Source organism: Pseudomonas sp. FP1762, assembly GCF_030687105.1.
In the GTDB taxonomy this organism is placed as follows: Bacteria; Pseudomonadota; Gammaproteobacteria; order Pseudomonadales; family Pseudomonadaceae; genus Aquipseudomonas; species Aquipseudomonas siliginis.
Genome location: NZ_CP117458.1, coordinates 830,913 through 856,431, shown reverse-complemented (window position 1 = coordinate 856,431; position 25,519 = coordinate 830,913). Strand labels below are relative to the sequence as shown.

General features: G+C 60.5%; 21 protein-coding genes, 1 other RNA gene and 1 pseudogene. 16 read left to right on the top strand and 7 right to left on the bottom strand.

Annotated elements, in window-relative coordinates; translation table 11 throughout:
• Positions 1–42 precede the first annotated feature (42 nt).
• Entirely contained in the window at positions 43–525 is a 483-nt protein-coding gene (smpB, locus tag PSH90_RS03615) for an SsrA-binding protein SmpB (protein ID WP_007953781.1), read from the top strand.
• 117 nt (positions 526–642) lie between these two features.
• On the opposite strand, the gene PSH90_RS03610 is transcribed toward smpB, so the two are convergent.
• Positions 643–1,410, bottom strand: coding sequence for an FCD domain-containing protein (locus tag PSH90_RS03610; protein WP_016771775.1), 768 nt, complete (start codon positions 1,408–1,410; stop codon positions 643–645).
• Positions 1,411–1,673: 263 nt separating this feature from the next.
• Here PSH90_RS03610 and PSH90_RS03605 point away from each other — a divergent pair, with 263 nt between their 5' ends.
• From PSH90_RS03605 to PSH90_RS27455, 13 genes and pseudogenes are all read left to right on the top strand, one after another.
• On the top strand, positions 1,674–3,368 hold the full coding sequence (locus PSH90_RS03605) for a lactate permease LctP family transporter (protein WP_305382193.1): 1,695 nt from the start codon (positions 1,674–1,676) through the stop codon (positions 3,366–3,368).
• A gap of 149 nt (positions 3,369–3,517) precedes the next feature.
• Positions 3,518–4,342 carry a (Fe-S)-binding protein gene (locus PSH90_RS03600; protein WP_016771777.1) on the top strand — a complete coding sequence of 275 codons (825 nt, stop codon included), beginning with the start codon at positions 3,518–3,520 and terminating at the stop codon, positions 4,340–4,342.
• The gene (locus PSH90_RS03595; protein ID WP_305382192.1) at positions 4,339–5,796 is read left to right on the top strand and encodes a LutB/LldF family L-lactate oxidation iron-sulfur protein; all 1,458 of its coding nucleotides are present in this window, start codon (positions 4,339–4,341) and stop codon (positions 5,794–5,796) included. The genes PSH90_RS03600 and PSH90_RS03595 overlap by 4 nt, the downstream gene beginning before the upstream one ends.
• Positions 5,793–6,464, top strand: a complete 672-nt coding sequence (locus PSH90_RS03590; protein ID WP_305382191.1) for a lactate utilization protein — start codon at positions 5,793–5,795, stop codon at positions 6,462–6,464. The genes PSH90_RS03595 and PSH90_RS03590 overlap by 4 nt, the downstream gene beginning before the upstream one ends.
• Entirely contained in the window at positions 6,461–9,271 is a 2,811-nt protein-coding gene (locus tag PSH90_RS03585) for an FAD-binding and (Fe-S)-binding domain-containing protein (protein WP_305382189.1), read from the top strand. Before PSH90_RS03590 ends, PSH90_RS03585 begins: the two co-directional genes overlap by 4 nt.
• Before the next feature lie 112 nt (positions 9,272–9,383).
• Positions 9,384–9,665 carry a hypothetical protein gene (locus tag PSH90_RS03580; protein WP_056782851.1) on the top strand — a complete coding sequence of 94 codons (282 nt, stop codon included), beginning with the start codon at positions 9,384–9,386 and terminating at the stop codon, positions 9,663–9,665.
• Positions 9,666–9,872: 207 nt separating this feature from the next.
• Positions 9,873–10,148, top strand: coding sequence for a hypothetical protein (locus PSH90_RS03575; protein WP_016771781.1), 276 nt, complete (start codon positions 9,873–9,875; stop codon positions 10,146–10,148).
• Positions 10,149–10,243: 95 nt separating this feature from the next.
• Positions 10,244–10,632: a transfer-messenger RNA gene (gene ssrA / locus PSH90_RS03570) on the top strand.
• A 358-nt stretch (positions 10,633–10,990) separates the two neighbouring features.
• A complete protein-coding gene (locus PSH90_RS03565; RefSeq protein WP_156388155.1) occupies positions 10,991–11,203 on the top strand; it encodes a hypothetical protein in 213 nt (70 codons plus the stop codon).
• The gene (locus PSH90_RS03560; RefSeq protein WP_056782848.1) at positions 11,200–12,048 is read left to right on the top strand and encodes a hypothetical protein; all 849 of its coding nucleotides are present in this window, start codon (positions 11,200–11,202) and stop codon (positions 12,046–12,048) included. The genes PSH90_RS03565 and PSH90_RS03560 overlap by 4 nt, the downstream gene beginning before the upstream one ends.
• 238 nt (positions 12,049–12,286) lie before the next feature.
• The gene (gene rimJ, locus PSH90_RS03555) at positions 12,287–12,874 is read left to right on the top strand and encodes a ribosomal protein S5-alanine N-acetyltransferase (protein WP_122508189.1); all 588 of its coding nucleotides are present in this window, start codon (positions 12,287–12,289) and stop codon (positions 12,872–12,874) included.
• A 282-nt stretch (positions 12,875–13,156) separates the two neighbouring features.
• Positions 13,157–14,035 (top strand): annotated as a pseudogene (locus tag PSH90_RS27460) (methyl-accepting chemotaxis protein); the annotation flags it as partial.
• Between the two features lie 42 nt (positions 14,036–14,077).
• Positions 14,078–14,941 (top strand): methyl-accepting chemotaxis protein, encoded by an 864-nt coding sequence (locus PSH90_RS27455; RefSeq protein WP_370593494.1) that lies wholly within the window; start codon positions 14,078–14,080, stop codon positions 14,939–14,941.
• 610 nt (positions 14,942–15,551) lie between these two features.
• Here PSH90_RS27455 and PSH90_RS03545 read toward each other — a convergent pair.
• The 3 genes from PSH90_RS03545 to PSH90_RS03535 are packed head-to-tail and all read right to left on the bottom strand — an operon-like array spanning position 15,552 to position 20,295.
• A complete protein-coding gene (locus PSH90_RS03545) occupies positions 15,552–17,102 on the bottom strand; it encodes an FGGY-family carbohydrate kinase (protein ID WP_305382186.1) in 1,551 nt (516 codons plus the stop codon).
• Positions 17,099–18,694, bottom strand: coding sequence for a glycerol-3-phosphate dehydrogenase/oxidase (locus tag PSH90_RS03540; RefSeq protein ID WP_305382184.1), 1,596 nt, complete (start codon positions 18,692–18,694; stop codon positions 17,099–17,101). The genes PSH90_RS03545 and PSH90_RS03540 overlap by 4 nt, the downstream gene beginning before the upstream one ends.
• Positions 18,691–20,295 (bottom strand): FAD-binding oxidoreductase, encoded by a 1,605-nt coding sequence (locus tag PSH90_RS03535; RefSeq protein WP_305382183.1) that lies wholly within the window; start codon positions 20,293–20,295, stop codon positions 18,691–18,693. Before PSH90_RS03535 ends, PSH90_RS03540 begins: the two co-directional genes overlap by 4 nt.
• Before the next feature lie 188 nt (positions 20,296–20,483).
• Between PSH90_RS03535 and PSH90_RS03530 the strand changes: the two genes are divergently transcribed.
• Together PSH90_RS03530 and PSH90_RS03525 are read left to right on the top strand one after the other, a co-directional pair.
• Positions 20,484–21,500 (top strand): AraC family transcriptional regulator, encoded by a 1,017-nt coding sequence (locus PSH90_RS03530; RefSeq protein WP_305382182.1) that lies wholly within the window; start codon positions 20,484–20,486, stop codon positions 21,498–21,500.
• 476 nt (positions 21,501–21,976) lie between these two features.
• Entirely contained in the window at positions 21,977–22,342 is a 366-nt protein-coding gene (locus tag PSH90_RS03525; RefSeq protein ID WP_236169267.1) for a DUF6124 family protein, read from the top strand.
• 282 nt (positions 22,343–22,624) lie between these two features.
• Here PSH90_RS03525 and PSH90_RS03520 read toward each other — a convergent pair whose 3' ends face one another.
• The 3 genes from PSH90_RS03520 to PSH90_RS03510 form a co-directional block, all read right to left on the bottom strand.
• Positions 22,625–22,993 carry a glyoxalase superfamily protein gene (locus PSH90_RS03520; RefSeq protein ID WP_016771789.1) on the bottom strand — a complete coding sequence of 123 codons (369 nt, stop codon included), beginning with the start codon at positions 22,991–22,993 and terminating at the stop codon, positions 22,625–22,627.
• Positions 22,994–23,191: 198 nt separating this feature from the next.
• Complete coding sequence (locus tag PSH90_RS03515) at positions 23,192–24,649, bottom strand: amidohydrolase family protein (protein WP_305382181.1); 1,458 nt, start codon at positions 24,647–24,649, stop codon at positions 23,192–23,194.
• 1 nt (position 24,650) lies between these two features.
• Positions 24,651–25,511: a MurR/RpiR family transcriptional regulator gene (locus PSH90_RS03510; RefSeq protein ID WP_024011492.1), complete on the bottom strand. Its 861-nt coding sequence runs from the start codon at positions 25,509–25,511 to the stop codon at positions 24,651–24,653.
• Positions 25,512–25,519 lie beyond the last annotated feature (8 nt).

Below are 25,519 nucleotides of genomic sequence, written 5' to 3'. Positions count from 1 at the left end.
ACCGTAGCCGACAGCCGAACAACTCCATATAATGCCGCCCCTATGGCTAAACAGAAGAAACACCCAACAGGGACCATCGCGCAGAACAAAAAGGCGCGACACGATTACTTCATCGAGCACAAGTTCGAGGCTGGTCTGGTCCTGGCCGGCTGGGAAGTAAAAAGTCTGCGGGCGAGCAAGTTGCAGCTGGTCGACAGCTATGTGCTGCTCAAGGACGGCGAAGCATGGTTGCTCGGCAGCCACATCACGCCGTTGATGACCGCAAGCACCCACGTCATCGCCGACCCGGTGCGCACGCGCAAACTGCTGCTCAACCGCCGCGAGCTGGACAAGCTTGCCGCCGCCGTGCAGCAAAAGGGTTACGCCTGCGTCTGCCTGTCCTGGTACTGGAGCAAGCACATGGTCAAGTGCGAGATCGCTCTGGGCAAGGGCAAGAAGGAATACGACAAGCGTGACACCGAGCGCGAGCGCGATGCCGGTCGTGAATTGCAGCGTGCGGTGCGCAACAAGGGCAAGGAAGACTGATCTTCCTCCTTTAGCGCCAATTCGCGAGCAGGCTCGCTCCCACCTTGGAATGCATTTCAAAGGTGGGAGCGAGCCTGCTCGCGAAAGCTATTTCAGCATCAACACAAACACACCTGATCACATCCCCTTGCGCCGCTCCGCCCGAGCCATGCGCTGCACCTCCTGACGCACCTCTTCCAGCACTTCCTGCACATACAGAATATGTCGGCTGGACACTTCCCTCGCCTGCTCGGCACGCCCTTCGATAATCGCCAGATACAATTCCCGGTGCTGCGAGATCAGCATGTCGCGAGTTTCCGTGCGCTGTTTGTACATGCCGCCGATGTTGGTCACGACGTTGCGCTTGAGCAGATCGAACAGTCCGCGAATCGTATGCAGCAACACCGCGTTGTGGCTGGCTTCGGCAATCGCCAGATGAAATTTTGCATCTGCCGCGCCTTCTTCCGCCCGGCTGACTTCTTCATGGCGCGAGTAGCAATCCTGCAGCTCTTCGAACGCAGCGGTCAGGCGCTCACGATCGACATCGGTGGCGCGCAAAGCGGCGTAGTAGGCACACGATGCCTCCAGGGTGTGCCGGAATTCGAGCAAATCACGCTGCGCTTCGGGATTGCTTTCAAGCAATTGCAGCAGCGGATCGCTGAACGTCGAACCCAGGCCCTCCACCACATAATTGCCGCCGCCCTGGCGACTGACCAGCAAGCCTTTGGCCGCGAGTTTCTGAATCGCCTCGCGCAACGACGGGCGTGATACGCCAAATTGTTCGGCCAGCGTGCGCTCGGCCGGCAGACGTTCGCCCGACTTCAGCGTGCCCTCGAGGATCATCCCCTCGAGGCGCTCGACAATATCGTCAGACAAACGGCGCTGACGTATCTGATCAAAGCCCATAACTCATTTCTCCACGATCCCGACCGCTCGCCGGGGTGTCTATTCTGGCCTATCCGCGCGCCGCCGACACCTGCCAGACGCCACTTCGCCAAAGCGGATCAGTTGCCCTCTGCACCGCATCTTCGACGAAAGTTTCAGAGCGGCAAATTGACACACCGCTACCAAGGCTTTTACCCTAGCCAACAGCGCTTGTAAATTGGTATTACCAATTACCCAAGATTGCTCACAGTGCCTGACCAACAACAATTAGGGGCCACCCCACCATGCAAACCTGGCAACAGCTCTACAGTCCGCTCGGCAGTCTCGGCGTCTCCGCTCTCGCGGCCGTCATTCCCATCGTGTTCTTCTTTCTCGCCCTGGCGGTGTTCCGTCTCAAAGGCCATGTGGCCGGCAGCATCACCCTCGCGCTTTCGATTGCCGTGGCGATTTTCGCCTTCCAGATGCCAGTGGACATGGCGTTCGCCGCCGCTGGTTATGGTTTCGCTTATGGTCTGTGGCCGATTGCCTGGATCATTGTCGCGGCAGTGTTCCTCTACAAGCTGACGGTGAAGAGCGGTCAGTTCGAGGTCATCCGCAGCTCGGTTCTGTCGATTACCGATGACCAGCGCTTGCAGGTATTGCTGATCGGTTTCTGCTTCGGCGCATTTCTGGAAGGTGCCGCCGGATTCGGCGCGCCGGTAGCGATTACTGCCGCACTCCTTGTAGGACTGGGCTTCAATCCGCTGTACGCCGCCGGCCTGTGCCTAATCGCCAACACCGCTCCGGTGGCGTTCGGCGCGCTGGGGATTCCGATCATCGTGGCGGGCCAGGTCACTGGCATCGACGCCTTCAAGATCGGCGCCATGACCGGTCGCCAGCTGCCACTGCTGTCACTGTTCGTGCCGTTCTGGCTGGTGTTCATGATGGACGGCCTGCGCGGTGTGCGCGAAACCTGGCCGGCCGCGCTGGTGGCAGGTCTGAGTTTCGCCATCACCCAATACTTCACCTCCAACTTCATCGGCCCGGAACTGCCAGACATTACCTCGGCACTGGCCAGCCTGATTTCCCTGACCCTGTTCCTCAAGGTCTGGCAACCACGTCGCGCCGCCGGCCAGCACATCGTTGGCGCCGTATCCGCTTCGGTGGTCAGCGCCAGCGTCGGCGGTTTCGGCCAGAAGCGCACCACCGTGGCGTCGCCCTACAGCCTCGGGGAAATTTTCAAGGCGTGGTCGCCGTTCCTGATCCTCACTGTGCTGGTGACCATCTGGACGCTGAAGCCTTTTAAAGCGATGTTCGCCGCCGGTGGTTCGATGTACAGCTGGGTGTTCAACTTCGCGATTCCGCACCTTGATCAACTGGTGATCAAGACTGCGCCAATCGTGGCCAACCCGACCGCGATTCCAGCGGTGTTCAAACTCGACCCGATTTCCGCCACCGGCACGGCGATTTTCTTCTCCGCGCTGATTTCGATGCTGGTACTGAAGATCAATTTCAAAACTGGTCTGACCACTTTGAAAGAGACCTTCTACGAACTGCGCTGGCCGATCCTGTCGATCGGCATGGTGCTGGCATTCGCCTTCGTCACCAACTACTCCGGCATGTCCTCGACAATGGCCCTGGTGCTGGCGGGTACTGGCGCGGCGTTCCCGTTCTTCTCGCCGTTCCTCGGTTGGCTGGGCGTGTTCCTCACCGGTTCGGATACTTCGTCGAACGCCCTGTTCAGTTCGTTGCAAGCGACCACCGCCCACCAGATCGGCATCAACGACACTTTGCTGGTGGCGGCCAATACCAGCGGCGGCGTGACCGGCAAGATGATCTCGCCGCAATCGATCGCCGTGGCCTGCGCCGCGACCGGTCTGGTCGGCAAGGAATCGGATCTGTTCCGCTTCACCCTCAAGCACAGCCTATTCTTTGCAACGATTGTCGGTTTGATCACCTTGGCTCAGGCCTACTGGTTCACCGGCATGCTGGTGCACTAAGACTACAAGAAGCATGGAAATAACCGACGCCGGCCCGTGATCCGGCGTCAGCAATTCACCACCGGGTCTGTAAGGCTGCTGAAAGCAATGCGCTTTATATTCGGCAGCCGCAGCAGACGGATAATCGGGCCTACCCGGAGACACGCCTGATGAGCGAGCTTTTTTACAACGCTGTGCCGAACGCGACCCGCGTGGCACCGCCACTGCCCGAACCTCGGCAATACCCCAGCGAGAAACCGTCGCGGGTCTACCTGTTCGGCACGTGTGTGGTCGACCTGTTCTACCCCGAAGCCGGGATGGACGCGATCCATCTGCTGGAGCGCGAAGGGATCCGGGTCGAGTATCCGCAAGGCCAGAGTTGCTGCGGCCAACCGGCCTACACCTCGGGTTACACCGAGCAGGCGCGGACGGTAGCGCGCTCGCAATTGGCGTTGTTTGCCGGAGATTATCCGGTGGTGGTGCCCTCGGGTTCCTGCGCCGGCATGCTGCGCGAGCATTACGCCGACTTGTTCAAGGACGAACCGGAAACGTTGAAACAGGTGCAGGCCCTTGCGGCTCGCACTTATGAGCTGGCCGAGTTTCTGCTGTTCGTCTGCAAGGTGCAGCTCAAGGACAGCGGCGAACCGGTGAAAGTCGCGCTGCACACCTCGTGTTCGGCACGCCGCGAAATGAACACCCACCTGCACGGCCGCGAGTTGTTGGCGCAGTTGAGCAATGTGGAGCGGGTCAATCACGACCACGAAAGCGAATGCTGTGGCTTCGGTGGGACATTCAGCGTCCGTATGCCAGACATTTCCGGCGCGATGGTGGCTGACAAGACCCGCGCGTTGAAAGAGTCCGGCGCACACAAGGTACTGAGTGCCGACTGCGGCTGCTTGATGAACATCAACGGCGCGCTGGAGAAACAGCAGCAAGCGTTGCGCGGGCAACATCTGGCGAGCTTCCTCTGGCAGCGAACCGGAGGTGCACAATGAGCACCTCAACGATTATTCCTACGGTCGCCGTAGAAGAAGATTTCCGCACCCGGGCACACAACGCCCTGGGTGATCAGCAGCTGCGGAACAACTTCCGCACTGCCATGGATTCACTGATGACCAAGCGGGCAGCGGCTTTCAGCGATGCCCACGAAAGAGAACACTTGCGCGCACTGGGCAATTCGATCAAGGCCCGCGCGCTGTCCAAGTTGCCCGACCTGCTCGAGCAACTGGAACAGAACCTGACCCGCAACGGTGTGACAGTGCACTGGGCGGAAACGGTGGACGAAGCCAATGGCATCGTCTTATCGATCATCCGCGCTCACGAGGCGCGGCAAGTGATCAAGGGCAAATCGATGGTCAGCGAAGAGATGGAGATGAACCATTTCCTCGAGGCTCGGGACATTGAATGTCTGGAGTCCGACATGGGGGAGTACATCGTCCAGCTCGACCACGAGAAGCCTTCACACATCATTATGCCGGCGATCCACAAGAATGCCGGTCAGGTCGCGTCCTTGTTCCACGACAAACTTGGCGTGGAATACACCAAGGACGTTGACCAACTCATTCAGATCGGTCGCAGGGTCCTGCGGCAGAAATTCTTCGAAGCCGACATCGGCGTCTCCGGCGTCAACTTCGCCGTCGCCGAAACCGGCACCCTGCTGCTGGTGGAAAACGAAGGCAACGGGCGCATGACCACCACCGTGCCGCCGGTGCATATCGCCGTCACCGGCATTGAAAAAGTCGTGGAAAACCTGCGCGACGTGGTGCCGCTGCTGTCACTGCTGACGCGCTCGGCGCTGGGCATTCCGATCACCACTTACGTCAACATGATCTCCGGCCCGCGCAAAGAACACGAACTCGATGGCCCGCAGGAAGTGCATCTGGTGTTGCTCGACAACGGTCGCAGCCAGGCCTTTGCCGACAGCGAATTGCGCCAGACCCTGAACTGCATCCGCTGCGGCGCCTGCATGAATCACTGCCCGGTGTACACCCGAGTGGGCGGCCACACTTATGGCGAGGTCTACCCGGGGCCGATCGGCAAAATCATCACCCCGCACATGGTCGGCCTGGCCAAAGTTCCGGATCACCCGAGCGCGTCCTCACTGTGCGGCGCCTGCGGTGAAGTCTGCCCGGTGAAAATTCCGATCCCCGCCATCTTGCGCCGTCTGCGCGAGGAAAACGTCAAAGCTCCGGACGCACCGAATCAGGTGATGCGCGGCCAAGGCAGCAAGTATTCGCGCAAGGAACGCTTCATCTGGAACACCTGGGCCAGACTCAACAGCTCACCGACGCTGTACCGCTTGTTCGCTTTTTTCGCCACGCGCCTGCGCGCCCTTACGCCGAGCAACGTCGGCCCGTGGACGCAAAATCACAGCGCACCAAAACCGGCCGCGCGTTCGTTGCATGACATGGCCCGCGTACATCTGGCCAAACAGGGAGAGCATCGATGAGCGCCAAGCAAAATATCCTCGGCAAGCTGCGGAAAAGTCTGGCCGGCACCACGCCAATCGCCGACAACTTCGACGTCGATCTGGTCACACAGCCCTACACCTACAGCGCCGAGCAACGCATCCCGCAACTGCGCAAACTGATGGAAGCGGTGCACACCGAAATCCACCTGACCTCGGGCGCCGAGTGGCCGGCATTACTGGCGCAACTGCTGCGTGACCGCCAGTTGCCGAGCCTGCTGATCGCTCCGACAACAACTCACGGGCAACGCATCACACAGCACTGGGCGAATAATCCCGAACTGCCAGCACTGAAGTCCTACGACCGGCCAATGGAAGAGTGGAAAGCCGAACTGTTCAACGACACCCCGGCCAGCCTCACCGGCACCCTCGGTGCGATCGCCGCGACCGGCAGCCTGATTATCTGGCCAACCCGTGAAGAACCGCGCTTGATGAGTCTGGTGCCGCCGGTGCATTTCGCCCTGCTCAAGGCCAGCGAAATCCGCGACAACTTCTATCAGGTGCAAGAGGAATTCGAATGGGCGCAAGGCATGCCGACCAACGCGCTGCTGGTCTCCGGCCCGTCGAAAACCGCCGATATTGAACAGGTGCTGGCGTATGGCGCGCATGGCCCGAAAGATCTGGTCGTGCTGATTCTGGAGGATCAATGAGTCTTCCTGCTGCTTTCCTGCGAGATGCCGAGCGACTGATTCCAGCAGACCGGCGTTTCGACGATCCGCTGTCGACCCTAGCCTTCGGCACCGACGCCAGTTTCTATCGGCTGATCCCGAAACTGGTGATCCGCGTCGAGTCTGAAGACGAAGTCGTGGCGCTGCTGCAACTGGCCCAGCGCGACAAGGTGCCGGTGACCTTCCGCGCTGCCGGCACCAGCCTGTCCGGGCAGGCGATCAGCGACTCCGTGCTGATCGTGCTCGGGGATAACTGGAATGCCCGCGAGATTCGCGGCCAAGGCGCGCAGATCCGCCTGCAACCAGGGGTGATCGGCGCGCAGGCCAATGCCTGGCTGGCACCGTTCGGGCGCAAGATCGGCCCGGACCCGGCGTCGATCAATGCCTGCAAGATCGGCGGCATCGTCGCCAACAACGCCAGCGGCATGTGCTGTGGCACCGCGCAGAATACCTATCACACCTTGGCCGGAATTCGGCTGGTGCTGGCCGACGGCACGCGCCTCGACAGCGAAGACCCTGCCAGCGTCGCGGCATTTCGTTCAAGCCACGGCGAACTGCTCGAACAACTGGCGACATTGGGACGCGAGACCCGCGCCAATGCCGAACTGGCCGCGAGAATTCGCCACAAATACCGTCTGAAAAATACCACCGGCCTGTCGCTCAACGCCCTTGTGGATTTCGACGAGCCTGTGGATATCCTGAGCCACCTGCTGGTCGGCTCCGAGGGCACCCTCGGCTTTATCAGTGCGGTGACTTACGACACCGTCATCGATCACCCGAACAAGGCCTCGGCGCTGATCGTGTTCCCCGATGTCGAGACTTGCTGCAACGCGGTGACCGTGCTGAAAAGCCAACCGGTATCCGCCGTGGAACTGCTCGACCGACGCAGTCTGCGCTCGGTGCAGGATAAAAAAGGCATGCCCGCTTTCGTACAGCTGCTGTCGGAAAATGCCTGCGCGCTGCTCATCGAATCCCGCGCGGCTTCGTCAACATTGCTGCAGGAACAACTGGCGCAAATCATGGCGTCGCTGCGCGATTTCCCCGTAGAGAAGCAGGTCGACTTCACCGAAGATCCGGTGGAAAACGCCCGCCTCTGGGCCATCCGCAAAGACACCTTCCCCGCCGTCGGCGCCGTGCGCAAAACCGGCACCACAGTAATCATCGAAGACGTGACCTTCCCGGTCGAACAACTGGCCATCGGCGTCAATCGCCTGATCGAGCTGTTCGACAAACATGCCTACGACGAAGCGATCCTTTTCGGACACGCACTGGAAGGCAATCTGCACTTCGTCTTCACCCAAGGCTTCAACAGCCCGGAAGAAATCGCACGCTACCAAGCGTTCATGGACGACGTCGCGCAACTGGTTGCAGTGGAATTCGGCGGCTCGCTGAAAGCCGAACACGGCACCGGCCGCAACATGGCGCCGTTCGTGGAACTGGAATGGGGCAGCGACGCCTATCAACTGATGTGGCAGCTCAAACGCTTGCTCGACCCCAACGGCATTCTCAATCCGGACGTGGTGCTCAGCGAAGATCCGCAGATCCACCTCAAGCACCTGAAACCGCTGCCAGCGGCGGACGAGATTGTGGACAAGTGCATCGAGTGCGGTTTCTGCGAACCGGTCTGCCCCTCGAAAGGCCTGACCCTTAGCCCGCGCCAGCGCATCGTCATCTGGCGCGATATCCAGGCGAAAAAGCGCGCCGGCGTCGACACCACCGACCTGGAAAAAGCCTTCGACTATCAAGGCATCGACACCTGCGCCGCCACCGGCCTGTGCGCGCAACGCTGCCCTGTAGGCATCAACACCGGCGAGCTGGTGAAAAAGCTCCGTGGCCGACACGCCACGCATCAGAAAACCGCTGACTGGATCGAAGGAAATTTCGCCAAGACCCTACAAGGCGCGCGCTTCACCCTGCACGTCGCCAACGGTGCACGAATGATGCTCGGCGCACCGCGTCTGGCGAAGTTGTCGGCGACGCTGACGCGCTTGTCCAAAGGCCAAGTCCCGTTGTGGACCAACGCCATGCCACAGCCGGAAAAAGCCATTCGCTTCAGCCCGAGCGTGGCCGACGAGCGCCCGCGCGTGGTTTATCTGGCAGCTTGCGTGTCGCGGGTCATGGGCCCGGCGGCGGGTGACAAAGAGCAGATGTCGCTGTACGACAAAACCCGTGGCCTGCTGGAAAAGGCCGGTTACCAGGTAGTCTTTCCCGATGATCAGGACAACCTCTGCTGCGGCCAGCCGTTCGCCTCCAAAGGCTACGCCGAACAGGCCGAGCACAAACGTCAGGAGCTGATCAGCGCCCTGCTCCACGCCAGTCGCGGCGGCCTCGATCCAATCTATTGCGACACCAGCCCGTGTACGTTGCGACTGGTTCAGGACATCGGCGAAACACGACTGGATCTGTACGATCCGGTGCGCTTCATCCGTACGCATCTGCTGGATCGTCTGGACTTCACACCCCAGGAAGCGCCGATTGCCGTGCACGTGACCTGCAGCACTCAACACTTGGGCGAAAGCCAGGCGCTGATCGATCTGGCGCGCAAATGCAGCAACACCGTGGTGATTCCTGAAGGCATACATTGCTGCGGATTTGCCGGCGACAAAGGCTTCACCACACCGGAGCTGAACAGCCATTCGCTGCGTTCGCTCAAGGACGCCGTACAGTACTGCAGCGAGGGCATTTCCACCAGCCGCACGTGTGAAATCGGCCTGACCCAGCACGGTGGCATCGACTACCACGGGCTGGTTTATCTGGTGGATCGGGTGACACGGGCGAAAGCCTGCTGAGGAAAAAATCAGAACCCTTGAGCGAGGCGGTAGTCCACTGCACATGCCCCGGACGATTCGGGGCCTGTTCAACGGTCAGCGAAGTCTGAACCCTCAGTTCAAGGAGATACACATGAACCGCTCTGTAATGTTAGGTCTGTTTGTCACTGCCTCGATGATGGCGTCCACTTCGTTCGCCGCTGAAAAACCTGCCGATTTGTGCGATGCCAATCTGCAGAGAATCGATAGCGCAAAATCCCAATACCAGACGTCGACAGACCTGAATGCGCGCGTATCGGCCAGTGTCAACAAAGCCCGCAAACTCAAGGACCAAGGCAGGATTGATGACTGTGTCGCTGAGACCCAGCAAACCCTGCTGGACATTCAAAACGCTACCGGTGACACCAAAAAATGATTTATGCGCCGACCTTTTACAGGTCGGCTGCATCGGCACCTGGCCAGACCGATCTGGCCTTTTGACATTCGTTGCAAATAAAACCGAATTCCTGCGCAGCGAAGCGGTCAACCAGACAGGTCCTATACTGACCTCGCTTGTCTTGACCTCGGCATCGCGGCCAAACCGTCCGGCAGCACCGAGCCCCCATCGTTCAAGGAGATACCCATGAAGCATTCTGCAATTGCTGGATTGTTTATCACTGGTGCACTTCTGGCCTCGCCGGTGTTCGCGGCGGACAAAGACCTCTGCGCCGGGAATCTTCAAAGCATCAAAGATTTCGTCACCAGCCAGCCGTCCCTTCCTGAAAGCTCCATGAATAACATCAAGGAAGCACAGGAAAAAGCCACTGCGGCCCAGGCGTCCGGCAACGACAAGGAATGCATCGAGGTTACCAACGGCATCATCAGCAAGATGCAGATCCGTAACCCGACGCGTAACTGATGTCCCGCAGGCCAACCTTCGGGTTGGCCTGCCAAGCGTTTTGACGTACACTGTGCACGCTTGTTGCCCGAACAGATTCACCGGGCAATGAGTTCGGGGCCGTTTAGGATTCGACGCCGGTTGCGAAACTCTAGGTGCATGCCGACTTGGTAACAGAAGTCGTAAATCCACTGTTGCAACTACTTATAGTTGCCAATGACGACCAATACGGTGTTGCTCTCGCTGCTTAATTGCAGCTGACAATGCTCCTGGTACCTTCGGGTCCAGCAATCATCAGGGGATGTCTGTAAACCCGAAATGATTGTCATATAGAACAGAATCGCCGTGCAGTACGTTGTGGACGAAGCGGCTAAAACTTACACAACTCGCCCAAAGCACCCTGCCCGTCGGGTCGCTGAGGGTTAACTTAATAGACACGGCTACGCATGTAGTACCGACAGCGGAGTACTGGCGGACGGGGGTTCAAATCCCCCCGGCTCCACCAAATAATCATCTAAAGACGTCCACGGACGTCTTTTTTTGTGCCTGAAATCCAGTAAATACGGGGGTTTCAGGGCCATTGAGCTCCACAGCGCTTCAGGCAGATCCATTTTGAACTGTATTCCAAGGCGTATTCCAAGCCCGTGACTGGTAAATTTTGGAATACACAAACAGCGTTGGAGTACCCATGGGAGCCCGAGCCACACGCCTTTCAGACCTAAAAATCAAAGCCGCCAAGCCCAAGGACAAAGACCCACCAACTCTCAACGACAAAGCCCGCCCAGTGCGGGCTTTGTCGCATCTGGGGTTAGTCGAATGGCCGCCCATTTCCTTCACATTCTCAAGCCTGCCGGTGGCTGTGAATGTTCGACGTTGTACAAAAGGACGCTGGGGCGGCACCGATTCGGCTCACTCTCCAATTAAACGAAACCAATTTGGCTGTAAGACGATTGCGCTTGTGTGATAGCAAAACCACAGCCATCCCCTTACCATTCCGCGGCTGGCTGGACGCCTCGCAGAGAAAACCGGTTCGCATGTGGAAACTCAACCTGCACAAGGAAGGCAATAAACCATGAGCTTCATCGAAACAATCCAATCCAAGGAAGTCGATATCTACATATCGGCGTTCTTCACCATCCTCGGCCTGATTCTGGGAGCCATTCTGGATCGGGTACTGAAAGGCGATTCTCCACAATCCACCAATCAGCCGGGCCATTCGGTAAACCTGACCTTCAACACGGTGGTCAATCCACCGCTGGGCGTGAACGCCGCCAGCACAAGCCAGGATATGACTCCAGTCATCTTCATGATGATGGTGATTGCCGGGCTGATTTATGTGTTTTTCCGGGCCGAGATACTCAACCTGCTTTCCTGGATCACGCTATTCACCATTTCACTATGGGCTGGCGGCACCTTGCATAGCCTTTACCGAGGCTTCTTCGCGGGCATTAAGTGGATCGTTGCGCTGTTGTTTTGCTTGGCATTTTGCGTGGCCGCGACGTATGTCACCGACGAAGCTTTTATGCCCACCCTAGCGCCGCAAAACTTTCAGTACAGCCAGCAGATCATCAATGAGCAGGGCCTGACGGGAATAAAAAAATATTTCGTCTTGCTGGACATGCACTGGTTCTTGCTACACCTGATAGGCGTACTGCTGTTTATCTATACCAGCCTTCGGATGATGCTTTTTTCAACCTACTTCATCGTTGCGGGTGCACATGCCAATAACAACGGTACTCACGAACCTTGGCTTTCCAGAAAAACCCGCAAGTACGCCAATCTGCGCAAAAACATCATCTTCATGCCTATCCTGCTGGTTCTCGCGTACCTGCTTACCTCGGGTCTTGCTTTCGACTGGTTCATCCACACGATGCCAAATCAGGTCAATGCGTTGATGAACACGGTGCTGTATGGGCGCTGATATTTTCATCGTGCGCTGGAGATCGACTGTCGGGACATCAACCCGGTCGGCAGAAGCGAGATGAACTTTTCTTCACTACGCCCACCCGACCAATCCCATAAAATCCCCCCGCTCATTCAAGAAACTACGGTTCGCCCGCGCTCCTAGCGGGCTTTTTTTCGCCTCGGCTTCTCCATATCTTGCCGCTCCCCACCATATGCGCGACTCTGCCTGCAGATCCCTCGCCAAGGAGCGCTCGATGCCGCTGTTATCCCTGCCCTGCCCGCGCCTGACCCTTGCCATCCTCTCTCCCGATCAAGCCGAGCTCGAAAGCGCGTTCTACCAGCGCAACCTCCGCCACCTGGCGCCGTGGTCGCCCATCCGCACCACCGACTACTTCTCCACCGCCAACATCCGCCGTCGCCTCGAGATCCAGGCCAGTGCTTTCGAAGCCGGGTTAGCCATGCATTTCGCGCTGCTGTCGCCGGACGGTCAGCAGATGATCGGGGCGTGCAATTTCAGCGGGATTATTCGGGGTGCGTTTCAGGCGTGTTATTTGGGTTATCACATCGATGAGGCGCATCAGGGGCAGGGTTTGATGCAGGAGGGGCTGGAGGCGGGGATTGGTTATATGTTCGATGTGCAGAATCTGCATCGGATCATGGCCAATTACATTCCGGGCAATGAGCGCAGTGCGCGGTTGCTTGAGCGCTTGGGTTTTGAGCGCGAGGGCTATGCGAAGGCGTATCTGAACATCGCCGGACGTTGGCAGGATCATGTGCTGACGGCGCTGGTCAATCCGGGGTTCGAGGCGCCGGATCAGCGCTGGTCGCGGCGCCTGGGTTGAGTTGCGCGAAACCTGTCAGACAAAAATCCTTTCAGCTCTCGGGTTTGCGGCCGATACAGACCTGCTAACACCCCTGCTGGCTCAAAAGAACAACAATCTTCCAGCTTAACTGACGACCAAGAAACCCAACGTTTCTGGAGGATTTGCATGAATAGCTGGTTCGGTAACATCAGCGTGAACATGAAACTCGGCCTGGGCTTCGGCCTGGTGCTGGCCCTGACCTGCGTTCTGGCGCTGACCGGCTGGACCAGCCTCGGCGGCCTGATCGACCGCAGCAACTGGATGAGCGACATTACCCAGCTCAACGCTGGCCTGACCAAACTGCGCGTGGTGCGCCTGCAATACATGCTGACCAACGGCGACGAAACCGCCGCGCAGAATGTGCAGACCACCCTGGAAAGCTTCGCCGCTCAGCAGCAGGCGTTGATCAGCAAATTCAAGAGTCCGGAGAACGTCAAACTGCTCAAGCAGCAGGCGGCGACCATCGCTGAATACCAGACCTCGCTGAACAAAATGCGCAACGCCTATCGCACCGGCAACAGCGCCCGCGACACCATGAGCGTCAATGCCCAGACTGCGTACAACCTGATCGAATCGATCAGCCAGCGCGTGCAGCAGATGGAGTTGAGCGATCAGCGTTTCGAGCAGTTCCAGGCGGTTACTGCAGCGAAGGAAGCCTTCATCCTCGCGCGCTATGAAGTGCGTGGTTACACCGCGACCAGCAACGCCGAGACCGAGCAGAAAGCCGTCGGCCAGATCGACGCGGCCATCGCCAGTCTCAAGCCACTGAATGCGCAATTTGCCGCGACTCAGCAGGATGCCCTGCGCCAATTGGAAACCGCGCTGACCAGCTATCGCAGTGCGTTGATGGCGTACAAGAACGCCAACACCGAGGCGGTGCAGGCGCGTAAGGAAATGACCGATCAGGGCACCACCATCGTCGCCCTGAGCGAACAGCTGTACCAGATCCAGCTTGATCGCCGTGACGCCGAAAGTGCCCAGGCGCGCACCTTCCAGTTGATCAGTACGTTGCTGGCGCTGCTGGTTGGCGTGATTGCGGCGGTAATCATCACCCGTCAGATCACCCGTCCGTTGCAGGAAACCCTCGCCGTGGTCGAGCGCATCGCCAGCGGCGACCTGACCCAGAATGTCACCGTTACCCGCCGCGACGAACTCGGCGTGTTGCAGCAAGGCATCGCGCGCATGGGCGTGACCCTGCGTGACTTGATCAGCGGCATCCGCGACGGCGTCACCCAGATTGCCAGCGCCGCTGAAGAGTTGTCGGCCGTGACCGAGCAGACCAGCGCCGGTGTGAACAGCCAGAAAGTCGAGACCGATCAGGTCGCCACGGCCATGCACGAAATGACTGCCACTGTGCAGGAAGTTGCGCGCAATGCTGAGGAAGCGTCGCAAGCCGCCGCCGCGGCAGATGGCGAAGCCCGTGAAGGCGACAAGGTTGTCAATGAAGCGATTGCGCAGATCGAGCGTCTGGCCAGTGAAGTGGTGCGCTCGACCGAAGCGATGAGCGTGTTGCAGCAGGAAAGCGACAAGATCGGCAGCGTCATGGACGTGATCAAGGCTGTTGCCGAACAGACCAACCTGCTCGCGCTCAACGCCGCGATCGAGGCGGCACGTGCCGGTGAAGCCGGGCGTGGGTTTGCCGTGGTGGCCGATGAGGTGCGCGGTCTGGCTCAGCGTACGCAGAAGTCGACTGAGGAAATCGAAGGTCTGGTCGCCGGTCTGCAGAACGGCACCCAGCAGGTTTCGGCAGTGATGAACAACAGCCGCGCGCTGACCGACAGCAGCGTCGCCCTGACGCGCAAGGCCGGCGCCTCGCTGGAAAACATCACCCGTACAGTGTCGAACATCCAGTCGATGAACCAGCAGATCGCCGCCGCTGCCGAACAGCAAAGCGCCGTGGCCGAAGAGATCAGCCGCAGCATCATCAACGTGCGCGACGTGTCCGAGCAGACCGCAGCGGCGAGTGATGAGACGGCAGCGTCGAGTGTTGAACTGGCGCGGTTGGGTGGTCAGTTGCAGCAGATGGTCAGCCACTTCCGCGTATGACGTTGGTTTTGCGCTGTAGCTGAAACCGAATCGCGGGCAAGCCCGCTCCCACAGGTTTTCGTGATCGAGCACTGTTGATGTGTTCACCTCGATAACTGTGGGAGCGGGCTTGAACGCGAAATCGGTGGATCAGCCAAATTAACAGTGCCTGACACTCCGTCTTCGCGAGCAGGCTCGCTCCCACATTTGGATTTATGTGGGTCACAGGATTTGAGCACACCGCAGATCCCTTGTGGGAGCGGGCTTGCCCGCGAAGGCGGTGGGTCAGTCAAATCAACATTGCCTGACACTCCACCTTCGCGAGCAGGCTCGCTCCCACATTGGATTTGTGTGGGTCGCTGGATTTTGAGCACACCGCAATACCCCTGTGGGAGCGGGCTTGCCCGCGATGGCGGTGGGTCAATCAAATCAACATTGCTTGACGCTGCGCCTTCGCGAGCAAGCTCGCTCCCACATTTGGATTTGTGTGACTCACCGGATTTTGAGCGCACAGCAAAATCCCTGTGGGAGCGAGCCTGCTCGCGAAGGCGGTGGATTATTCAGATCATCATTGACTGACACTCCGCCTTCGCGAGCAGGCTCGCTCCCACAGGGGTCTAGGGTGTCGGGACTATTCGGGATACCCGGTGATTTTGCGGATGCTTTGGTACAGCGGTTTGAGCTGCCGGTACATGCGCAAATACACCTCTTTATACAACTGCTCATAAACCTTCTGCGCCTCAGGCTGCGGTGTGAAAACCGCTCCAACCCGAGTCATCGCCGCAATGGCCGATGGGAAATCCCTGTGCAGTCCCAACCCCACCGCGCAGCATATCGCCGCCCCCAACCCGGACGCTTCATACACATGCGGGCGTTCTGCCGGCAGGCCGAAGATGTTGGCGGTCAGTTGCATGGCGGCGTCGCTTTGTGAGCCGCCGCCGGCGACGCGCAGGCGTTTGATCGAGACCTTTGAGCGTCGCTCGATGTTCTCCATGCCCTGGCGCAGCGCGTAGGCCAGGCCTTCGAGAATCGCGCGGTAGATGTGCGCGCGGGTGTGTACGTCGCCGAAGCCGATCATCGCGCCTTTGGCTTCCACGCCCGGTTCGCGGATGCCCGGTGACCAGTAGGGTTGCAGCATCAGGCCCATCGAGCCCGGTGGCACTTCGTTGACCAGTGCGTCGAACAGTTGCTCCGGTTCGATGCCCTGCTCTTTTGCCTGCTGCATTTCGCGCAGGCCGAATTCGTTCTTGAACCAGCTGACCATCCAGTAGCCGCGATAGATCATCACTTCGCAGTTGTACTGATCGGGCACGGCCGAGGGGTACGGCGGGATCAGCGGGACGATTTCCAGGTAGCGCGAGCGGGTGCTGGTGATGGTCGCGGTGGTGCCGTAGGACAGGCACACGGTGCGCGCATCGACCACGCCGGAGCCGATCACTTCGCAGGCCTTGTCTGCGCCTGCGGCAATCAACGGCAGGCCCTCGGGGATGCCGGTGTGGCGGGCGGCTTCGGCTGTGATGTAGCCGAGGGTTTCGCCGGGTTTGTGCAGGCTCGGCAACTGCTCCGGGCGCACCGCCAGTGCCTGCCATTTCCAGTCGCGCGGCGCCGCCCACTTTAGCCGTTTGAAGTCGAAGGGCAGATAGCCGACGCAACAGCCGATGGAGTCGACGAAGCGCCCGCACAAGCGATGGGTGAGAAAACCCGAGAGCAGCAAAAACTTGTCAGTCGCCGCCCACACTTCGGGCTGATGCCGGGCGATCCAGTTGGCCTCGGCCTGGGCGCGAAAATAATCCACCGTCGCTTGGGCGCCGATCAGTTTGAACAGCCAGCCCCACGGCCCTTTGATGCCGCCCTCGACCTCAGCCTGACGTTGATCGAGCCAGACAATTGCCGGGCGCAGCGGTTTGCCCTTGGCGTCCACGTTGATCACTGTGCCGCGCTGGGTGGTCAGGGACACGCCGGCAATCTGCGCACGGTCGATGCCGGTCTGCTGCCAGAGTTGCTGGCAGGCCTCGCCGAGTTTCGCCCAGTAATATTCCGGATCCTGCTCGGCCCAACCGGGTTGCGTCGAGTAGTACGCCTGCAAGTCGACTTTGCCTTTGCCGAGCAGATTGCCCTGCAGATCGAAGAGCAACGCGCGCACGCTCTGGGTGCCGTTGTCGATCGCCAGTAGGTATTTCATGGCGTGATCTCCGGCAAGCCGTGATCGCGCAGCCACAACAACCGATAACGCTGAGTTTCCGCATGCCAGCGCTCATCATCCCAGGCCAATCGTGGCTGGCACAGCGTGCGGATCGCAGACAAATAATCCTCGCCACCGCGCGGCAGCAACAGGCCCAAACGGGTGCGGCGTAGCAGCAAATCATCCAGGTGCAGAATCATTTCCGCCTCGCAGGCGAACGCCAGTTCTGCCCACAAAGTATCGGTGGCGCCAACCGTTTCCGGACCGAGTTCGCCGAGCAGTTGCGCCAGCCTCGGCAGGTCTCGACCGTGACGCCCGGCTATGCGTCGCCATTGATTGCCGCTCAGTCCCGCAATCGTCAGCGGCGGCACAGCGGCGAACACCGGCGCGCCGTCATCGATAAAGGAACGCCCAAGCATCGCCGCACACGCCTTGAGCACTTCGATCGCTTGCGGGCGAAATGTGGTCAGTTTGCCGCCGGCCAACGTCACGCAACCCGGCTCCTGCCACAACACATGTTCGCGGGTCTCGTTGGACGGTTTGCCCTGCTGCGCACCCGTTGCGCTGCCCACCACCGGACGCACGCCTGACCAGGTCGACAGCACGTCGTCGACGCCCACTTCGGCGCCGGGAAATTGCTGCTGGCACGCGGCGAGCAGATAGTCGAGTTCGTCGCTGGAAATGCGCGCGCTGTGGTCGAGGTCCTCGCGATGATCGAGGTCCGTGGTACCGACCACCGTCGCGCCTTCCCACGGAAACACGAACACCGGGCGCCGGTCGCGCTGATGCAGAAAAGTGAACGCCTGCGCCACTGGCAAACGCCAGCCCGGCAGCAACAGATGACTGCCGCGCAACGGTCGCAATTGCTTCGCGGACTCAACGGGACGCAAGCGCTCAGCCCAAGCGCCCGTAGCCACGGCCAGCACGCCAGAGCGCAATTGCAGCGTGGCGCCGCCCTCGCCATCTTCGATCTCAACCCCGCACACGCGCCCGCCTTCACGCAGCAGTTGCGTGACGCGCACACCATTGAGCACCACCGCGCCGTCGGCCCGGGCCTCGCGCAGTACGCGCATCACCAGCCGCGCGTCATCAGTCAGCGCATCGACAAAACAGCTGCCACCGAGCAAACCGTTTTCCTTCACCCCCGGGGCGAGAAAACGCAGTTGCTGGGCGTCATGAAAAGCATGGTTGCGCCGCCCCGCCAGCGCGTCGTACACCGAGAGCAGGCCGCCCATGACGCGCGGCCCGGGAAAGCCGCCGCGATAGTGCGGCATCATGAAACTCATCGGCTCGACCAGCCCCGGCGCTTCGTCGAGCAGGCGCTGACGCTCGCGCACCGAATCGCGGGTCAGGCGCCACTGGCCCTTGGCGATGTAACGCAAACCGCCGTGGACCATTTTCGACGATCGGCTGGAGGTGCCCCAGGCAAAATCGCGCTGCTCCAGCAGCAGACAACGCCAGCCCCGGCGCGCCGCTTCGCGGACGATCCCGGCGCCGCTGATGCCGCCGCCGATGACGATCAGGTCCCAGGTTTCATCCGCCAGCGTCGGCAGAATCTGCTCGCGCCATTGCGCGTTCCAGTCCGCATTCATGGCTTTGACTCTGGCAACAGCGTGCCGGGATTGAGGCGCCCTTCCGGGTCGAAATGTTCACTCAGCGCCTGCAACGTCTGCATCGCCAGCGGGCCTTTTTCGCGCAGCAGATACGGCGCGTGATCCTTGCCGACGCCGTGCTGATGGCTGATGGTGCCGTGGTTGTCGACGATAGTCTGGCTGGCCGCGTGTTTGAGCACCCGCCAGCGCGCCAGCGTCGCGGCATAGTCGGCGGCCGGGCGAAACACGTAAGTGGTGTAAATGCTCGAGCCTTCGCCGTAGACGTGCGAGAGATGAGTGAACACATGCACGCGCTCGCCCTCGGCGGCCAAGGCGTCGCGCAGGCTGTTTTCGATGAGGCTGAGCAAGTGGTCGACGTTGCTCCAGTCGGTGGCCGTTTCGAGGGTGTCGACCACGTAGCCGGCGTTCCACAGGTTCTCGCGCAGGTAGGGAAAACGGAAGCGGTTCTGCGCCCACTTCTTGCCCAGCAGGGTGCCGGTGAACACGCCGCCGAAGGCTTTCAGATGTTGGCGCGCGTGTTTCAGTGACAGTGCGTTTTGCTGGCGATTGCCGGTGACGCCGAAGGTCAGCAGGCATTTGCCGTCGCCGGCGCCGCGCAGCTTGAGGTACTTCTCCAGCCAGGCGATCTGTTGCGGATGGCCGGCCAGCGCCAGTTGCGTTTCGGTTTCCACCGCGTTGGACAGGCGCAGCATCGACAGCGGTACGCGCGCCTGCGCCAGTTGCCGGATCGCTTGCAGCGCCTGCGGCCAGTCGGGCAGGAACACACCGTAAAAACGTTCGTCCGCCGGCAACGCGCTGACTCGCACTTTGACTTCGGAAATGATCCCGAAACGGCCCTCGCAACCGAGCACCATTTCACGCAGATCGGGACCTGCCGCCGACGCCGGAAAGGTTGGAATCTGCAGAGGCCCGGCGAATGTTTCCAGGGTGCCGCCAGCGAACAATTGCTCGATCCGCCCATAGCGCAACGACTGCTGGCCACTGGAACGACTGGCCACCCAACCGCCCAGGGTCGACAGCTCCCACGACTGCGGGAAATGCCCCAGCGTGTAGCCGCGCGCGCGCAATTGGCTTTCGACTTGCGGCCCGCTGGCGCCGGGGCCGAATGTCGCCAGCAGGCTCTGTTCGTCGAGGTCGGTCAGGCGATTCATTCGCGCCAGCGACACCGTCAGCACCGGCCGCGCGGAGTTCGGCGGATTGATGTGCCCGGCCACCGATGTGCCGCCGCCATAGGGAATCAGGCACAGATCCTGATCATGGGCGAGGGCCAGCAATTGGCGGATTTGCTCAGCGGTTTCGGGAAACGCCACGGCATCGGGATACGTGCCGAGTGCGCCTTCGCGCAACGCCAGCCAGTCCGGCAGGCTCTGGCCGCGCGCGTGCAGCAGGCGATCGTGAGTGTCGACGCTGTACAAGCGATGCGGCACCAGGCGCGAGGTCGGCACTTGCGCCAACGCCGCTGCCAATGTCGCATCGGGCAATGCCCGGCCAGCGCCCAAGCGTTCGTGGAGAAATGTCGCGCCCTGGGCCGGCAGTTCGACCACCGTGCCTGCCTCTCCCCAGCCGTTCCAGCGTCGCATGCGTGTGTCCTTTTTCTGCCGTTGGATCAAGCTTGCATACTAGTCAGCGCTGGAGATCTGTCACGGTCGCATCCGGCCAGAACCTGTAGCCAATGGCGCCAAACGTCCGGGCATTTACTTTCGCCGGGCAATCCACTTACCTTGCGCCATTCATTCGCTCACGCGCCGTCGATCAAAGGACCGCGACCATGCCATCGCTCGGCTTCACTTCCGTTCCGCCGCTGCTCAAATACCTGCGTCATGCCGAACAGTTGGGCATGGCCATCGAGCCTGCGTTGGCGGCGGCCGGGTTGCAGGCGCAGCAGTTGAGCGACAACACCTTGCGCCTGCCGGGTGAGGTTCACGAGCGCTTGCTGGATTATTTCTGCGAGCACTCCGGCGATGGGTTGTTCGGGCTGCATGCGGCGAATTTCGTCCTGCCCAATTCGTGGAGCGTACTCGGTTACATCACCATGAATTGCGCAACGCTGGGCGATGCGATGAGCCGGATCATGCCGTTCGAAAAACTCGTCGGCGATATGGGCGTCAGCCGCGCCGAGGTGCAGGGCGAGCACGTGCATCTGATCTGGACCTGCCGCTACCAGCGGCCACGGATTCGTCGGCATCTGGTGGAAAACGTGCTCGGTTCGTGGCTGCACTACGCGCGCTGGATCGCCGACACGCAGCTGTCACCAGCCTGCGTATGGCTGGAGCATGCGCGGCCGGATGCGGTGACGCAGGCCGAGTACGAGGCGTTTTTCGGTTGCCCGGTGCTGTTCGATCAGGGGTATTCGGCGCTGGTGGTGCCGCTGGCGTATTTGCAGTTGCCGTTGCGCCAGGCCGATGCGCAATTGCTGCGAACCCTGGAAGAACACGCGATGGGCTTGCTGGCGACGCTGGAGGATGTGTCGCTGGCGCAGCAGGTGAAAAACATCCTGCGCGGTTTGCTCAAGGAGGGCTTGCCGCGCAAGGAGCAAGTGGCCGAACAGCTCAGCATCTCGGTGCGCACGTTGCAGCGGCAGTTGCAGCAGGTCGGGACGTCGTATCAGCAGATTCTCGATGAGCTGCGTCAGGAACTGGCGGAGCACTATTTGCTCAACAGCACGTTGCCGATTCAGGACATTGCGCAGTATCTGGGTTTTACCGAACCGCGCTCGTTTCATCGCACCTTCAAGAGCTGGCGCGGGATGCCGCCGGGGGAGTTTCGGCTGCGGAATCGGCGGTGATGCTGATGGCCTCTTCGCGAGCAGGCTCGCTCCCACAGTAGTTCTCGGTTGCCTGCATTTCCGAGTTCACCGCAGACCCCTTGTGGGAGCGAGCCTGCTCGCGAAGGCGTCATTCGCCACACCGATTAAACACGTCTTGGCACAACTGTTTAAAGCCGCCAGACATTCAGCGAAACCACCCACAATTCCTTGCGCCGCTGCCTACGCCTGCGCCAGAATCCGCCGGCTTGTGCGCCCCAGACCTCATCGCTACTGTGATTGCGTCACTGCCTATCAGTGATCGGGTTTAGTAGCCCGGAGTATTTGGGGTGCATCGTTCATCAGACAGTCAGGTCTCGCCTGAGCTTTATGGTGGCTGTGCGCAGGGCGCTCTCGGGCGCGCCGGTTTCCCAGATCCCCGGTCTACTAACCTGCGCACAGCTGCCTCCACTTCCTTTAGTAGGGAAGCGGTGGCCAGCCAAAATGAGGATCTGGATATGTTCAAAGTAACCCCAAACCCGCCAACCACCGGCCCGGCATCCCCCTACGAATCCGTCGACTCGAAGAAATTCCACGAAGCCGCCGACCGCGCCCTCGACCATTACCTCGGCCCATCCAGCGCCGAATTCATGGCCCCGCCCTACAAATCCAACACGCTGTACATGGCCAATCCCGAGGCCGACAACGAATCGCTGCTGGCCGATGCCTGCGAAACCCTGGGGTCGGCGACGGTGATGCTCAACGATCAGGCGGGGCTGGTGAACGGCTCGCAGCGCAAGACGTTGCAGGGCATTGCGCAGATTGTGATGGTCGCGGAGATGGCGGTGAATCGGGTGCTGGATCGGTTGGTGCCGACTGATTGAGGGTTTTTGAGGAATTTGGTGTGGGCTGGTTTTGGTGGGGTGTCAGGGATTGCCCTCACCCCAGCCCTCTCCCAGAGGGAGAGGGGGCCGACCCGGTTGTCTTGCGTTGTCCGTCGACCTGAAAGACCGAGTCGATTGTGGATTCGACGCCATGCATTCAATTCGATTATGGATTCAGCACAGCACATTCAGGTCGGCGTAACTCCCGAGCATCCCGCAATCGGTCCCCTCTCCCCCCGGGAGAGGGCTAGGGTGAGGGGCTTTTGATCTTGGGCGCCAAGCTCAAAGACTGATCGCATTGGTAAACACCAACCGATTGCCAAACGGATCGGCAATGGTCATGTCCTGACTGCCCCACGGCATCGCCTGAATCTGCGGATGCGAGAACTTGTAATCCTTGGCCATCAGTTGCTGCTGAAACGCCTCCAGCTCATCGGTCTCGATACGCAGCGCCGAACCCGGGCAGGCATCGCCGTGATGCTCGGACAGATGCAGCACACACTCGCCCCGTGACACCTGCAGATACAGCGGAAAATTCGCTTCGAAGCGATGCTGCCAGTCGATCTTGAAACCAAGAAAATCGACGTAAAACTCGACAGCCTTGGCCTCATCGAAGATCCGCAGGATCGGGGTGGTTTTGCCGAAGCTCATGGGGTGCTCCCTGACTGATTGGCCCCACAGTGTAGACGGGGAGGATGTCAGCAAATCGGCTTGTGGATGGCTTTCTTTAATTGCACAGTGCCACTATTAGACATGGATCAAAAGATCGCAGCCTTCGGCAGCTCCTGCATTGGAATGCGATCTCCTGTAGGAGCTGCCGAAGGCTGCGATCTTTTGGCGCCATCATCATCAATAAAATCCTTCGCGCAAATTACCTTCGCGAGCCAGAAACCGCCCTGCCCTGCTGCCATTCGCCTGTCCGTCGCGATAACTCAAAACGCCGTTGACCCACACCCCGTCAATCCCCTGCGCCGCCCGCTGCGGATCGTTGAAATCGGCCACGTCACGCACGGTCGCCGGATCGAACAACACCAGATCGGCCCAATGCCCTTCACGAATCTCGCCTCTTTCCTGCAAGCCAAAACGCGCCGCCGACAGGCCGGTCATTTTGTGCACGGCGGTGTGCAGCGGAAACAGGCCGACGTCGCGACTGAAGTGGCCCAGCACCCGTGGGAAAGCGCCCCACAGGCGCGGATGCGGGAACGGGTCTTCGGGCAGTCCGTCAGAGCCGACCATCGAAAGCGGATGGGCGAGGATTCTTCGTACATCCGCCTCATCCATGCCGTAATACACCGCCCCGGCCGGTTGCAGACGTTTCGCGGTTTCTTCCAGCGACAGTTTCCATTCGCCAGCAATGTCGATCAGGTCGCGCCCGCTGACTTCCGGATGCGGTGTTGACCAGGTGATGGTGATGCGATGGGCATCGGTGACTTGCTTCAAATCCAGCGTCGAGGAACTCGCCGCATAGGGATAGCAATCGCAGCCGACCGGATGGGTTTTCGCTGCCTCTTCCAGCGCTGCGAGCAATTGCGGACTGCGCCCCCAGTTACCGACGCCGGCGCATTTGAGGTGGGAAATGATCACCGGTGATTGCGCGTGGCGGCCGATCTGAAACGCTTCGTCCATCGCCTCCAACACCGGGGCGAATTCGCTGCGCAGATGGGTGGTGTACACCGCGCCGAACGCCGTCAGTTCTTCGGTCAGTTGCATGACTTCATCAGTGGACGCGTTGAAGGCGCTGGCGTAGGCCAAGCCTGTGGATAAGCCCAACGCGCCAGCCTCGAGACTGTCGCGCAGTTGCTCGCGCATGGCGGCGATTTCGCCGGGTGTCGCGGTGCGGAACAAGTCGTCGAGGTGATTGCTGCGCAGCGCCGTGTGGCCGACCAGTGCGGCGACGTTCAACGTGGGGTTGGCCGCTTCGACGGCGGCTCGGTAGTCGCTGAAACGCGGGTAAACGAACGCCGCTGCGCTGCCGAGCAGGTTCATCGGGTCCGGCGGATTGCCCTTCAAGGTGACCGGCGAAGCGCTGATGCCGCAGTTGCCGACAATCACCGTGGTCACGCCTTGGCTGAGCTTGGGCAGCATCTCGGGTTGGCGAATGACCACGGTGTCGTCGTGGGTGTGCACGTCGATGAAACCCGGCGCCAGCACCCGGCCGGCGGCGTCGATTTCTTCGCTGGCGCGGGCGTCAGACAGGTCACCAATGCGCTCGATGCGGCCATTGAGAATTGCCACGTCTGCGCGGTAGCCCGGCGTGTTGTTGCCGTCGATAACCAGCGCGTTGCGGATCAGGGTGTCGTACTGCATGTCAGTCTCCCAGCGGCAGGTGATCGTCGCCGCCACGGTATTCGTCGAGGGCGAGTTTGATTCGCCGCAGACGTTCTTGATTGTCTTCAGGGCTGGCCAGCGCCAGTTCGGTGGCGAGCACGTCGATGGCCAACAGCATGCCGTAGCGCGCCGCCGTCGGTTTGTAGATGAACGAGGTTTCCGCGCCTTGCAGCGGCAGGACGACGTCGGCCAGTTCGGCCAACGGTGAATCGCCGCGAGTGATGGCGAGGATGCGCGCGCCGTAGTTGCGCGCCAGCTCCACGGTTTCCAAAAGCTCCGGAGTGATGCCGGTCAGCGAGCAGGCGATCAGCACTTGCTCGGCGTTCAAACTGGCGGCGGTCACGCGCATCATCACCGCGTCATGACACACCGCAATCGGGTAACCGAGGCGCACCAGGCGCACCTGCAATTCATCGCTGCACAGGGTTGAGCAACCGCCCATGCCGAACGCGTGAATCATCCGCGCCTGGCTGAGCAATTTCACTGCGTCGGCGAAGCGCGATTCGTCAAATCCGGCCAGATGCTGGCGCAGGGTGGTTTCGATGTCGCCGACGATCTGCCCGTAGAACGCCGACTGCTCGGGCGTGCCCGCCGGGTCGAGAAACCGGCTGCCAACGCCGCTGGCCTGGGCCAGTTGCAGGCGCAGATCACGCAGGTCGCGGCAGCCGACCGTGCGGGCAAAGCGCGACAGCGTGGCGGTGCTGACCTCGGCGCGTTGTGCGAGGTCTTCGAGGCTGGCGCTGGCGGCAAAGCCGACATCGTCGAGCATCAACCGCGCAATGCGCCCCTCGCCGGCGCTGAAGGAATCCTGGCGGGCGCGGATCTGGTAGAGGATGTCCATGGGCGGCG